Origin of the sequence: Herbiconiux sp. A18JL235, assembly GCF_040939305.1 — a bacterium.
Taxonomy (GTDB): Bacteria; Actinomycetota; Actinomycetes; order Actinomycetales; family Microbacteriaceae; genus Herbiconiux.
On the sequence record NZ_CP162511.1, the window covers coordinates 1,958,174 to 1,970,950 of the forward strand.

Below are 12,777 nucleotides of genomic sequence, written 5' to 3' on the forward strand. Positions count from 1 at the left end.
CGTCAGGCGTCGAGGTCGTCGCGCCCCGGCAGCCAGCTGAGCCCTGCGACACCCCAGCCGCGCTTGCGCTCGATCTTCTGGGCCACCCGGTCGAACGGCCTGCCCAGACGGTCGACGTACAGGCGTCCTTCGAGGTGGTCGAACTCGTGCTGGAAGATGCGGGCGAGCCAACCGTCGACCTCGAGCTCGTAGCGGGCGCCCTCCAGGTCGGTGGCGCGCAACAGGGCGCGGGCGCCGCGGGCGAGCGGGAAGCGCTCACCCGGGAAGGAGAGGCAGCCCTCCGACTCGTCGTCGGGGTCGGCCGGCTCGGTCGAGGTGGGGGTGATGAACAACTCGGGGTTCACAGCGACGCCGCGGTGCTCGACGTCGTCGTCGTCGGTCCAGCCGTAGACGAAGACGCGAAGCGGCACGCCCACCTGCGGTGCGGCGAGACCCACCCCGGGCGCCGCATCCATCGTCTCGAACATGTCGGCGACCAGGGTGCGCAGTTCGTCGTCGATCTGCTCCACCTCGCGGGCGGGGGAGTGCAGCACGGGGTCTCCGGAGATCCGGATCGGGAGAACGGCCATTCGCTAAGCCTAACGGCGGGCCCACCGGGGTAGTGTCTACGGGTGCCCCCCGGACTTAGCGAGCTCAGCGAGACGATCGCCCTCGACCCGAAACAGTTCATCGGCATCCCGATCGCCCTCGTCGGAGCTGTCTTCCTCAGCCTCGGCGCGCAGTTCCAGCACCGCGGCGTCGCCAAGGTCGAGGCGCGCACCCACGGTGCCGACAAGGGGCTGAGCGTCAAGCAGCTCATGGCGTTGCTCGCCCGGCCGTCGTGGGTGATCGGCACCCTCATGCTCGGCCTCGCCGTCGTGTTCCAGCTCACCAGCCTCGGCTTCTCGCCCATCATCGTGGTGCAGCCGCTCGGTGCCGTGGCGCTCGTCATCACCGCGGTGCTCAACTCGCGGGTGAGCAAGGTGAAGCTGAACCGCAGCTCCGTCATCTCCATCGTGCTCTGCGTAGGAGGTGTGGGGCTGTTCGTGCTGGTCGCCGCGTTCACCGCCGTCGACAAGCCGGTCACCACGCGCGACCTCATCGTCATCCTCATCATCCTGGCGATCGTGCTCCTCCTGTTCGCCTTCGGTTTCGTGGTGCTGCGCCGCCGGTTCAAGGCGATCGCCTACATCGTCGGCGCCGGGGTGCTCTACGGCTTCGTGGCGACGCTCGCGAAGGTGGTCATCAGCCGCATCTTCCAGGCCCACTTCGAGTGGCTCACGGTGCTCGCCCTGATCGGCCTCCTCGCCGCCGCGGCGCTCGGCGGGTACTTCGTGCAGAACGCTTACTCCTCCGGCCCACCCGACCTGGTCATCGCGGGTCTCACGGTCATCGACCCGCTGGTGGCGGTGGCCATCGGCATCACGGTGCTCGGGGAGGCATCGCAGGCGCCGGCGTGGGCGCTGATCGCCTTCGTCATCTTCGGTGCCGTGGCCATTTTGGGTGTCTTCGGCCTCGCGCGATACCACCCTCAGGCGAAGCGCTAGGGTACATTTTTGCGAAGACGAACCTTCCACGACGAGCAAGAGAGACGATGGTTTGACTGACTCCCGAGTACCGAGCACCCGAGCGGATGCGCCAGGAGCGCAGGGCGAGGAGGCACGGCCGCTGAGGATCCTGATCGGTGCCGACACCTTCTCACCCGACGTGAACGGCTCGGCGCGGTTCGCCGAGCACCTCGCCTCGGGGCTCGCTTCCCGCGGGCACGACGTGCACGTGGTGGTGCCGGCGGCGAGCCGCAAGCACGGCACCTGGAAAGAGGTCTACGACGGCCAGGTCGTCACGGCGCACCGGCTGCGCAGCTGGCGCTGGTACCCGCACGACTGGCTGCGGTTCGCCCTGCCGTGGCGCATCCGTCAGAACTCCGCTCGCATCATCGACGAGGTGAAGCCCGACGTGGTGCACTTCCAGTCGCACATCGTGGTGGGCCGGGGGCTCTCGGGCGAGGCCGAGAAGCGCGGCATCCGCATCGTGGGCACGAACCACGTGATGCCCGAGAACATGCTGCAGTTCAGCGGCATCCCGAAGTTCCTCCAGGCCTGGGCCATCGGCCTGCAATGGGCGGCGGCACGTCGTTCCTTCATCCGGGCGGATGCGGTGACGGCTCCCACCCGCCGTGCCGCCGACTTCTTCGAGAAGGCGACGGGCATCCACGATGTCTACGCCATCTCCTGCGGCATCAACGCCGACAGCTACACCCCCGACTTCACCCCGCGCACCGAGAACCGCATCCTCTTCGTCGGACGGGTGGCGGGGGAGAAGCAGATCGACGTGCTGCTGAAGGCGGTTCAGCAGCTGCCCGCCGACCTCGACGTGAAGCTCGAGATCGTGGGCGGCGGAGACCAGCTGAAGAACCTGCAGGTCATGGCCCAGCAGCTCGGCATCGGCGATCGCACCACCTTCACCGGGTACCTCTCCGAAGAAGACCTCCGCAAGGCCTACACGCGGTCGACCGTGTTCGCGATGCCCTCCATCGCCGAACTGCAGAGCATCGCCACCATGGAGGCCATGGCGAGCGGTCTGCCGGTCGTCGCCGCCGACGCGATGGCGCTGCCGCACCTCGTTCACGACGGCGAGAACGGCTACCTGTTCACCCCGAGCGACGCGGGCGACCTCGCGGCGAAGCTCGAGAGGGTGCTGGGCATGCCCGAGCCCGAGCTCGAGGCGTTCAAGCGCGAGTCGCTCCGCATCGTGTCGGCGCACGACATCCAGCGCACGCTGACCACCTTCGAGCACCTCTACCGCGGCGAGCCCGTCACCGACCCGGTCGTCATTCCCCCCACCCGCGAGCCCGATGGAGCTCCCCGCCCGTCCTGAGCCGGTGCCGTCTTGTGCTTCGGAGACTCGCAACCGTGTCAACCTTGATAGGGCGGACGGGATTTGACCTGTGACAGATGGATTATGGGGCGTCACAGGACGTGTTGAAGTCTTCGTGAACCACATCGAGTAGTTACAATGAGGGCGCTACCTCTAGCGCTTTCCGAAGTTCAGTTCGGAAACCTGAATGCCGGTTTCTCCGGACGCAAGTGGTCGCTGCACTAATCTATGACTGTGGAGTTGGCACAGGCGATCAGGGAGACCGGCTGGTCTACCGGCGATTGGCTTTCGTTGGGCCAGCTTGTCGGAACTGTGGTCGGTTTGGGTCTCGCGGCGATCCCATTGTGGAAAACAGCGAGCGCCGTTCGCGCTACGCGAGACCTGCTCTCGAAGCGCCTTCTGACGAATGACTTGCTTATCCTGCTTCCTCAGCTGCATGCCCTCGAAGACGACCTCTTCGAACGGGCAAAGGGCAACGATGCTGACCAACTTGAGAAGGCACTGGTCCTCTACGCGCGGCATGCCGGAACAATCCAAGGTCACCTCTCGACCAACGAGACGGTGAAGGATGAGAAATTGGTGGCGCTTATCCGAGCTAGTCGAAGCGCTGCGAGAGCCGCAAAAGTGGAGATTGCTGGCGGCACTTCGCGGCCCTTGTTCGAGATCGCGAAGGTAACCCTAGACAAAGTCTCAAAGGCTACCGATGAAGCAACTGAGTTGATTGCCCGACTACAAAACGAAGTGGACTGAAATCATGGCATTGCTTGAGAAGGATGAACTGTTAGCCGTGATTGAGAGATTGATCAATTCGACTAAGAGCGGAAAGCTGAAGTGGCGGCCCTACCAAGACCGAGGTGAAATGGAGGCCGAAACCGCAAAATTCGTCTACTACATCAAGCCGCGAGACGACGACGATGCTCCGCCATATCAGTTTCAGGTGTACGCAGAGGGAAATCGTGGAATGGTGCTTGAAGTCATCAGCAGCCGAGATGAACTCGAGCTTCAAAACGCGATGAGCACCCTGTACTCGTCCTCTAAATTGTCCGCTCTAGGCATCGGCTCGTTAAAGGACGAAATCTTCAACGACCTAACGGAACTGGACTCCGAATAGCCCTGACTCGAACGGCGGGTTGATCCGGACGGGCGTAGTGCTGTTGAAATCGCTAGCATTCGAGGATCACCTCTTAGGGCACTTGCTGGTAGGGATGCAGGTACCACGGCTGGTGCTCGCGCGAACCTTGCGCTATCCGGGCGCGCCGGTTGCTAAAGCCGAGAGTCCGTGAGGGCATAAATCCTTGGTAATTAGACGAGTAGGGCGGACGGGACTTGAACCCGTGACCGATGGATTATGAGTCCACTGCTCTGACCAGCTGAGCTACCGCCCCGTCGGCCGGCACCAGCCGACCGCGACACCACGATACCGTGCCGCCGACGGCATTGCGGGCGCATTGCACGGGGAGTGCTCCCCATCGTGACGGCGGCGGTGGCTGCCTACCTTGGGAGTATGAAGACGGATGCACGAGAGACCGCCCGCGCTGCCGCACCGATGAAGAGGGTGCACTACGGGCGGGCCACCATCGACGTCGACGAGACCCAGTCGCAGTTGCTCGCCGCGCACATCCATCAGCTCTGCCGGCGGCGCAGGACCGCCGTGCACACCCTCTACGGATACCTCGGCGACGACCTCGAACGCAGCACGGTGCAGCTCGTCATCGGTCACGGAGTCCCCACCGCGATCCTGCCCGTCGAGAGAGTGCACTCGCTAATGTCGGCGCCTGTGCCTATCGTTGAGGCACGGCAGCGGCGCAGACCCGAGGAGCAGAGTGCGAGACAGCACCCCTGAGAGAACGTACGACTCTCGATTCGATCGTGCCTTCCAGCCCGGTTTCGAGGAGCCCGACCCCTTCGCGGCGTCCTCCGGAAGCGACCAGATCGACACCGATGCGGCCTCGCTCTTCGACGACTCGGGTCTGACCGGCGACGAGGGGGCGTCGGAGGGCCGGGGCGCCGGCTTTCTGCGGCCCCGCCGACTGGTCGACGGGTTCGTCGTCGCCCTCTGGGTGGTGGGGGCGGCCCTGGTGGTCGGGGGAATCGTCGTGCTCACCGCGCTCAACGAGGCGATCTATTCGTCCAGCGGATTCACACAGAACTACCCGATGCTCATGATGATGTTCCAGTTGTCGCCCTGGCTGACCCTGCTCGGGCTGGCCACACTCATCGGCACCGTTTTCCTGCTCGCCACCCGATGGGATGCCCGTTCATGAGCCTCGAGCCCAACCACGCCCTGCCCGCCGAGACCACGGGCGCACCGCTGTCGCTCACCGAGTTCAACGACTACACCGGCGCCATCATGGCGAACCTCGAGCGGGTCATCGACGGCAAGACCGAGGCCGCGACCCTCGCCCTCATCGTCCTGATCGCCGAGGGGCACCTGCTCGTCGAAGACGTCCCCGGTGTGGGCAAGACCACCCTGGCGAAGGCACTGGCGACGAGTGTCGGATGCACGGTGAGCCGCATCCAGTTCACCCCCGACCTCCTTCCCTCCGACGTCACGGGTGTGTCGATCTACAACCAGGTCGACCACGCGTTCGAGTTCAAACGGGGGGCGATCTTCGCCAACATCGTCATCGCCGACGAGATCAACCGGGCCTCGCCGAAGACCCAGTCGGCACTTCTGGAGTGCATGGAGGAGCAGCAGGTCTCGCTCGACGGCACGACGCATCCGCTCGACCCGCCCTTCATCGTCGTGGCGACCCAGAACCCGATCGAGATGGAGGGCACCTACGCTCTGCCCGAGGCCCAGCGCGACCGCTTCATGGCCCGCATCTCGATGGGCTACCCCGACGCCGCGGCCGAGCTCTCGATGCTGCACCACCGCGAGACGACGAGTCCGCTCGACCAGCTCACCGCCGTCGTCGACAAGTCGCAGCTCGCCGAGATGATCGAGACCGCGCGTTCCATCTACGTCAGCCGGGCCGTCGAGTCGTACGTGGTCTCGATCGTGCAGGCGACCCGCAGCCACCCCGAGTTCAGGCTCGGCGCGAGCCCCCGCGGAACGCTGCATCTCGTGCGGGCGGCGAAGGTGCTGGCGGCGTTGAACGGCCGGGAGTTCGTGGTGCCCGACGATGTCAATCAGCTCGTGGTGCCCATCCTCGCCCACCGCATCGTCGCCACCCGCCGTGCGGCGGGCGACGCGCGGGGCGGAGGCCTCCAAGCCATCGCCACTGCCCTCCGGGCCATCGTCGCTGCGACACCCGTGCCCCTGACCAGGTCGCGCGGCGCCTGACGGCACCCCCATGGCCACACCGACGACCGACCACCGCATCCCGCTCCCCACCATCAGGGGCTGGGGTCTCGTCATCGCGTCGATCGCCGCGTTCGTGGTTGCGCACGTGGTGAACCGGCACGAGCTGGTGTATCTCGCCTGCTTCCTCCTCGCGGTGCCGCTCTACTCCTTCCTCTGGGTGGCGCTTCGGCGCTCCTCCCTCAGCGTTCGTCGCATCTTCACTCCCGAGTCGGGCTCGGTCGGCCAGAACATCACCGTCACGCTGCTCGTGCAGAACTGGGGGAGCCTCCGCACCCCCACGATGCTGTGGTCCGACGAGGCCGCGGCGCCGCTCGCGCCGAGCTCTCCCGCCGTGCTGCCGCCGCTGCCGGGCTTCGCCTCGTCAGCACTCGACACGCCGGTCTCGACGCCCCTGCGCTATCGGCTCGACACCCGCTCGCGCGGAGCTCATCGGGTGGGTCCGTTCACGGTCTCGATCACCGATCCGTTCGGATGCGCTCGACGGCAGCTGCGGGTCGGTTCCACCGACAGCGTGCTGGTAACCCCGATCGCGCTCGAGCTCGCCCGCATCGACCTGCGCTTGGCCACCGGCGACGGGGCCGAGCAGGTCTCCCGGCGGCTCGTCGGCGGCGGCGAGCAGGACGTGATCGCGCGCAAGTACCTGCCCGGTGACTCGATGCGTCGCGTGCACTGGCCCGCCACCGCGAAGCACGGCGAGCTGATGGTGCGGCAAGACGACCAGCGCAACGATCAAGACGCCGTCGTACTGCTCGACGCGGCCTCGTTCAGCGAGACGTCGTGGTTCGACGCCGCCGCAGCGACGGCGGGGCGTTCGGGGCGTGGCTTCGCGGGACCGGGATGGGGCGCAGGCAGCGGTGCCGGGGCGACGGGCGTCGAAGGCCTCGACCAACTCCTGGCAGGTGGGCCCGGCGGTCTCGACGCCGACGAGGTGGCCTTCGAGTGGGCGGTCTCAGCGGTCGCCTCCATCGCGGTGCACCTCATGAACGAGGGCTTCGGCGTTCGGGTGGTGGGGGCTGAAGGCGAGTCGGGGGCGACGTCGGCCGACGAGGTCTACGTGGCACCGTTCGGTGCGTCGCGCATACTGCGCGATCTCGCCGTGGTCGAGCCGGAGTCGCTGAACGACGCCGCCGAGTTCCGTGAAGCCATCGACCAGGCCTCGCTCACCTCGCCCGACGCCCCACCGGTGTTCGCCGTCGTCGCCGACGCCCCCGGGGCCGGCGATCGCATCCGCGACCTCGCCGCCCTGTCGTCCCACCCCGTCGTCTTCCTCGTGGGCGGCTCCGCCCTGTCGGGTGGCTCGGGCTCACCGGCCGGCACGCGTCGGCTCCGCGGAGCGGGCCGACGCCGCTCGGAGCAGGGGCGCGGCGAGTCGAGCGAGGCGGCGGCACTGCGCGGTGCCGGCTGGGCCGTGGTGGCGTGCCGGCCCGGCGACGACCTGCCGGCGTTGTGGAAGTCGCTCGGCGCCGCGCGGGGGCTGTCGTGAACGCCCAGGCGGCGGGTACCGCTGCCCCTCGGCGGCCCGGCAGCGCGAGGTCGGAGCGCGGTGCAGGGGTCGGTGCCGGCTCCGGTGCGGATGCGCGATCCGGTGAGGCCGGGCGCGCCGGCGCCGATGCAGGCCGCGGCGGCGGCGGCGGCGGCGGCCGCGCGAGTGGGGCACGACAAAGCCTTGCGGCCCTCCGGCGGCTCGAGCGTCGCGGTGCCTGGCGCAGCACGCTGTGCGTGGCGGCGGGGATCGGCGCCGCGCTCTTCTCCTTGAGCCCGCTGCTGCAGGGCATCGGGTGGTGGTTCGCCGTCATGGCGATGGTGACCGTGCTGCTCGGAGGGATGGCCGTCATCCGCGGGCGAGGCGCGCCCGAGCTCGTGGTCGTGCTGTCGGCGGCGGTCGGCTGGGCCGTGCTGGTCGTGCTGCTCTACGCACCGGGTTCGCTCTGGTTCGTCTTCCCGACCGTCGGCACCCTGACCGACCTCGGCGCCGATCTCGACGCGGCTCGCGTCTCGATAGCCGTGCAGGAGGCACCGGCCGTCGCCGACGGGGCCATCACCCAGCTGCTGGTGATGTCGGTGGGGCTCATCGCCGTGGTCTCCGACGAGCTCGCCTCCGGTCTGCGCACGCCGGTGCTGAGCGGTGTCGGACCGGTCGCCATTCTCTCCATCGCCCCCCTGGTGCGCCGCGACGACCCGAACTTGGTCGTGTACGTGTGCACCGCCGTCGCCTGGCTCGGCGTGCTGTGGTTCGGCTCGCGCATCGGCCGCGGCCAGGAGTACGGCGCATCCTCGCCCCCCGGCGGCGTTTCGGCTCGCGCGAACCCCACGCTGACGCGAGCTGGTCGCAACGGCCTGGCGGCGACGGGCCTCGGCGCTGCGGCGATCGCCACCATGATCGTCGTGCCGACCGTCACCCCGGGCCTCACCGCGGACTCGTTCACCGAACCCGGCGGCAACCTGTTGCCCTCGGTGTACAGCACCGGCATCGACCCGTCGATCCAGCTGGGCCGAGACCTCCGCCGCAGCGAGCCCGTGCTCTCGTTGACGTACTCGACCGACTCCGAGGAGGGACTCTACCTCCGCATGCTCACCCTCGGCGACTTCTCGACCGGCGCCTGGGAGCCCGAGCAGCCCTACTCGGCGAACGGATACACCGACGGGGAGTCGTTCGGGAGCCCACCCGGGCTCGCTGCCGACGTGCCCGTCGCCGAGACCACCACCTCCGTGACGATAGCCGCTCTCCGCAGCGACTGGCTTCCCCTCCCGTACCCCACGCAACAGGTCGACGGTCTCGACGACGGCTGGCTGCTGACGCCGTCGACATTCACGATGACCGACCTGCGTGGAGACACCAGGGGCCTCGCCTACCAGGTCACCTCGCTGTCTCCGCAGCCCACCGCCGAGCAGCTCGCTGTGGCGGGGTCGGTCATTCCCGACCCCCTGCTCGACTACCTGGCGCTGCCCGGCGGACTCCCGCCCGTCATCGCCGACACCGCCGCCGCCGTCACCGCGGGGGCGTCGACCGGGTACGAGCGAGCGGTTGCACTGCAGGAGTACTTCCGCTCCGACCAGTTCAGCTACTCCCTGCAGACCCCCGTCGAAGGCGGGTTCGATGGCGACACGGCCGACGCCATCGCTGTCTTCCTCGACGTGAAGTCGGGTTACTGCGTCCATTACTCCGCGGCGATGGCCGTGATGGCACGAACGCTCGGCATCCCGTCCCGCATCGCGGTCGGCTACGCACCCGGTCAATCGCCCGACTCCACCGCCGCCGGTGGTGCGGTCTACGAGGTCTACACCGACCAGCTGCACGCCTGGCCGGAGCTCTACTTCGAGGGTGTCGGCTGGCTGCCGTTCGAGCCCACCCCCGGGCTCGACTTCACACCGCCCGACTACAGCCTGCCCGACTACGCGCAGCAGTCGTCGACCAGCGACACGTCAGCGCCCGCCCCGAGCAGCACCTCCACGTCGGCCGCGGAACGACCCGACGACGCTCTCGACGTGGGCGCCGTGCAGAGCCCGGAGCAGCTCGCCCTCGGTCAGCTGCGCGGCTGGGCCTCGTTCGTGGGGATCGTCGCCGCCGTCGCTCTGGTCGTACTGACCCCCTGGGCCATCCGTCGGTTGCGCCGGCGCAACCGCTTCGCGCGCCTGCTGCATCACCCGCTGCCGGGAACCCTCGCCTGGGCGGAGTGGGAAGACACGCTCGACGATCACCGCGTGCAGCGATCGCAGGGCGACACCGTGCACGATCTCGAGCGGCGTCTGCTCGACGAGCTGCCGCTCGACAGCGAGGCAGAGGAGGCTCTCGGCCGACTGCGCCGGGCCGTGGAGCGGGAGCAGTACGGGGTGCCCGACGGGGTCGATGCGGATGCGCGGGGCGCGATCGAGAGCGACCTGCGTCGGCTCCTCACGGCCATCGACGCCGGTGAGGAACGTGGGGCGCGGTATCGGGCTCGATTCGTCCCGGTGTCACTCCTGCGTCGTCGCCGGTCGACGCCCGCGGCGGGGGCGTTCGCTCCGTAGTTCCCGCGCAAGAGAGGGCAGGCCCCCGGGCAGTGACGCGAGGGTGTCGAGCCAGCGCACGGCCGCGTGCGCGAGGGAGGCGCGCGCGAGGGCTGCCGCATCCGCTTGTGGGGGCGCGGCGTCGCGCTGCGTCTCGTCGAGCTGCGTCTCGTCGAGCTGGGCTCGCCAGGCTCGCCCATAGCCGTCGAGGAGCGCCGACGATTCGGGGCGACCGAGGCTCGTGCAGAGCAGAACCTTGAACACCATGTCGGGCCAGGCGGTGGGGGAGTCGACTTCCGATGCGCCGAACCAGGTGTCGGCCTCCGCGCGCCCGAGCTCGGTGATGCGGTAGAGGGGCAGCCCGTCGGAGGTGCTCCCGGCGGCGGCGACGAGATCGGCGCCGCTCAGCCGCTCCAGGGTGGAGTAGATCTGGCCGACGTTCACGCGGCCCACCCGATCGGTGCGCTGCTCGAGTTCGCCGTGCAGCTGCAACCCGTAGGCGTCGCCTTCGGAGAGCAGCGCAAGGATGCCCGCTCGCACCGACATGCACCCTCCGATCCGCCGCGAGACGACTCGCTTTCGCAATTGTCCGCTCAGTATAGTTCTGAGAGTCGGGCGCGTCGGGGATGACACGGTTGTGATTCGCTCCGCGGCTCCGGCATAATGTGAGCACAACTGCACACGCCACCAGGTTTTCTGTTCGAGGTCGTTGGGGAAGACGCACCTCAGGAATGGAGAGAGCTATGGTGGCAACCGTCGCACGCGGAGTGGTCTACATCCACTCCGCTCCCCGCGCGCTCTGCCCCCACGTCGAGTGGGCCGCAGGTCGCGCCATTGGTCGTGCAGTGAACTTCGACTGGATCGAGCAGCCTGTGCTGCGCGGTTCCCAGCGCGCCGACTTCTTCTGGGAGGGCGCGCCCGGCACCGGCGCCGCCATCGCATCGGCGCTCCGCGGCTGGGAGCACCTCCGCTATGAGGTCACCGAAGACCCGAGCGACGGCAGCGACGGCGGCCGCTGGATGCACACCCCCGACCTCGGCGTGTTCTACGCCCAACTAGACTCGGCCGGCAACACCGTCATCCCCGAGAACCGCATCCGCGACGCCATGGAGACCGCGGGCACCAACGCCCTCGAGCTGCACCGCGAACTCCGCCTCGCCCTCGGCCAGGCCTGGGACGACGAACTCGAGCCCTTCCGCTACGCCAGCGACTTCAACCCCGTCGTCTACCTCCACCGCGTCGGCTGAGAGAAGCCCGCCAGCGCATCCTGGTCGCAGAAAGTGCTCTCATCCCGTGAGATGAGAGCACTCTGCGCGACCAACTCGACCAACAAGAGGTGGCAGAGCCTCGCGCGGCGCGGCCCTGCCGCCCCCTCACACAGTCTTGAACGCCACCACGGCATTGTGGCCGCCGAACCCGAACGAGTTCGAGATGGCGACGAGGTCGCCGTCGCCGAGGGGGCGCGGTTCGCGCACGACGTCGAGGGGGATCTCGGGGTCTTGCTCGCTGAGGTTGATGGTGGGGGGTGCGGTGCGCTCCTGGAGGGCCTTCACGGTGAAGATCGCCTCGATGGCGCCGGCGCCGCCGAGGAGGTGCCCGGTGGAGGCCTTCGTGGCCGAGACGGGGATGTCGTGGAGGCGGTCGCCGAAGACGTGAAGCAGGGCCTTGTACTCGGCGATGTCGCCGACCGGGGTGCTGGTGGCGTGCGCGTTGATGTGAGCGACGTCGTCGAGCGAGAGCCCGGCGTTCTCGACGGCGGCGAGCATGGCGCGTGCCGCGGCCGACCCTTCGGGGTCGGGGGCGGTGATGTGGTAGGCGTCGCTCGTGACCGCGCCGCCGAGCAGCTCGGCGTAGATGCGGGCACCGCGGGCGAGCGCGTGCTCCTCGGTCTCGAGCACGAGGGCGGCTGCGCCCTCACCGAGCACGAAGCCGTCGCGCGTGAGGTCGTAGGGGCGGGAAGCCGTGGCCGGATCGTCGTTGCGCTTGGACAGCGCCTGCATGGCCGCGAAGGCGGCGATCGGCAGCGGGTGGATGGCGGCCTCGGAACCACCGGCGATGATGATGTCGGCGTAACCTGCCTGCAGGTGTTCGTAGGCGTTCACGATCGACTCGGTGCTCGAGGCGCAGGCGGAGACGACGGTGCGCGCTCCGGCGCGGGCACCGAGTGACATCTCGATGGCGGCAGCAGGACCGTTCGGCATGAGCATCGGCACGGTCATCGGCAGAACGCGTCGGGGGCCCTTCTCGCGCAGGGTGTCCCAGGCGTCGATGAGCGTCCACACGCCACCGATGCCGGTCGCCCAGTCGACGCCGAAACGCTCGGGAACCACATCCGGTGCCCCCGCGTCGGCCCACGCCTCACGGGCGGCGATGAGCGCGAACTGGCTCCCCGGGTCGAGGCGCTTGGTCTCGATGCGCTCGAGTGCCTCCGAGGCGGGAACCCGGGCCTGAGCGGCGAAGGTGATGGGGAGCTCGCGCTCGGCGACCCACTCCTGCTCGAGGGTGGTGGCTCCCGACTGGCCCGCCAGCAGGTTCTTCCAGCTCTCCTCGGCGGTACCGCCGATGGGAGAGGTGGCACCGATGCCGGTGACGACGATCTTCTTCGTGCTCATGGTGAAACTTTCTGT

The 12,777-nt window shown here is 68.5% G+C and carries 13 protein-coding genes and 1 tRNA gene; 10 read left to right on the plus strand and 4 right to left on the minus strand.

Annotated features, from left to right (window positions below; all coding sequences use genetic code 11):
- Positions 1-2: 2 nt before the first annotated feature.
- A complete protein-coding gene (gene def / locus ABFY20_RS09115) occupies positions 3-569 on the minus strand; it encodes a peptide deformylase (RefSeq protein ID WP_368499621.1) in 567 nt (188 codons plus the stop codon).
- A gap of 42 nt (positions 570-611) precedes the next feature.
- On the opposite strand from def, the gene ABFY20_RS09120 reads away from it, so the two are divergent.
- The 4 genes from ABFY20_RS09120 (at position 612) to ABFY20_RS09135 (ending at position 3,967) form a co-directional block, all read left to right on the plus strand.
- On the plus strand, positions 612-1,526 hold the full coding sequence (locus ABFY20_RS09120; RefSeq protein ID WP_368499622.1) for a DMT family transporter: 915 nt from the start codon (positions 612-614) through the stop codon (positions 1,524-1,526).
- 133 nt (positions 1,527-1,659) lie between these two features.
- Complete coding sequence (locus ABFY20_RS09125; protein WP_368499758.1) at positions 1,660-2,856, plus strand: glycosyltransferase; 1,197 nt, start codon at positions 1,660-1,662, stop codon at positions 2,854-2,856.
- Positions 2,857-3,090: 234 nt separating this feature from the next.
- Positions 3,091-3,606: a hypothetical protein gene (locus tag ABFY20_RS09130; RefSeq protein WP_368499623.1), complete on the plus strand. Its 516-nt coding sequence runs from the start codon at positions 3,091-3,093 to the stop codon at positions 3,604-3,606.
- 4 nt (positions 3,607-3,610) lie between these two features.
- Positions 3,611-3,967: a hypothetical protein gene (locus tag ABFY20_RS09135; protein WP_368499624.1), complete on the plus strand. Its 357-nt coding sequence runs from the start codon at positions 3,611-3,613 to the stop codon at positions 3,965-3,967.
- 200 nt (positions 3,968-4,167) lie between these two features.
- Here the strand turns inward: ABFY20_RS09135 and ABFY20_RS09140 are convergent.
- A tRNA-Ile gene (locus tag ABFY20_RS09140) sits at positions 4,168-4,241 on the minus strand.
- Between the two features lie 119 nt (positions 4,242-4,360).
- Between ABFY20_RS09140 and ABFY20_RS09145 the strand changes: the two genes are divergently transcribed.
- The 5 genes from ABFY20_RS09145 to ABFY20_RS09165 all read left to right on the plus strand — a co-directional run bounded on the left by ABFY20_RS09145 (position 4,361) and on the right by ABFY20_RS09165 (position 10,171).
- Positions 4,361-4,699: a hypothetical protein gene (locus tag ABFY20_RS09145; RefSeq protein ID WP_368499625.1), complete on the plus strand. Its 339-nt coding sequence runs from the start codon at positions 4,361-4,363 to the stop codon at positions 4,697-4,699.
- Entirely contained in the window at positions 4,680-5,120 is a 441-nt protein-coding gene (locus ABFY20_RS09150) for a hypothetical protein (RefSeq protein WP_368499626.1), read from the plus strand. Before ABFY20_RS09145 ends, ABFY20_RS09150 begins: the two co-directional genes overlap by 20 nt.
- Before the next feature lie 86 nt (positions 5,121-5,206).
- Positions 5,207-6,142 (plus strand): AAA family ATPase, encoded by a 936-nt coding sequence (locus ABFY20_RS09155; protein WP_368499759.1) that lies wholly within the window; start codon positions 5,207-5,209, stop codon positions 6,140-6,142.
- A gap of 10 nt (positions 6,143-6,152) precedes the next feature.
- Positions 6,153-7,646 carry a DUF58 domain-containing protein gene (locus ABFY20_RS09160; RefSeq protein WP_368499627.1) on the plus strand — a complete coding sequence of 498 codons (1,494 nt, stop codon included), beginning with the start codon at positions 6,153-6,155 and terminating at the stop codon, positions 7,644-7,646.
- 236 nt (positions 7,647-7,882) lie between these two features.
- On the plus strand, positions 7,883-10,171 hold the full coding sequence (locus ABFY20_RS09165; RefSeq protein WP_368499628.1) for a transglutaminaseTgpA domain-containing protein: 2,289 nt from the start codon (positions 7,883-7,885) through the stop codon (positions 10,169-10,171).
- On the opposite strand, the gene ABFY20_RS09170 is transcribed toward ABFY20_RS09165, so the two are convergent.
- Positions 10,118-10,696: a PadR family transcriptional regulator gene (locus ABFY20_RS09170; protein WP_368499629.1), complete on the minus strand. Its 579-nt coding sequence runs from the start codon at positions 10,694-10,696 to the stop codon at positions 10,118-10,120. The two genes, ABFY20_RS09165 and ABFY20_RS09170, sit on opposite strands and share 54 nt — an antisense overlap.
- Positions 10,697-10,893: 197 nt before the next feature.
- Between ABFY20_RS09170 and ABFY20_RS09175 the strand changes: the two genes are divergently transcribed.
- Positions 10,894-11,397, plus strand: coding sequence for a DUF3145 domain-containing protein (locus ABFY20_RS09175; protein WP_368499630.1), 504 nt, complete (start codon positions 10,894-10,896; stop codon positions 11,395-11,397).
- Positions 11,398-11,523: 126 nt separating this feature from the next.
- Here ABFY20_RS09175 and ABFY20_RS09180 read toward each other — a convergent pair whose 3' ends face one another.
- Complete coding sequence (locus ABFY20_RS09180; protein WP_368499631.1) at positions 11,524-12,762, minus strand: beta-ketoacyl synthase; 1,239 nt, start codon at positions 12,760-12,762, stop codon at positions 11,524-11,526.
- Between the last annotated feature and the right edge of the window lie 15 nt (positions 12,763-12,777).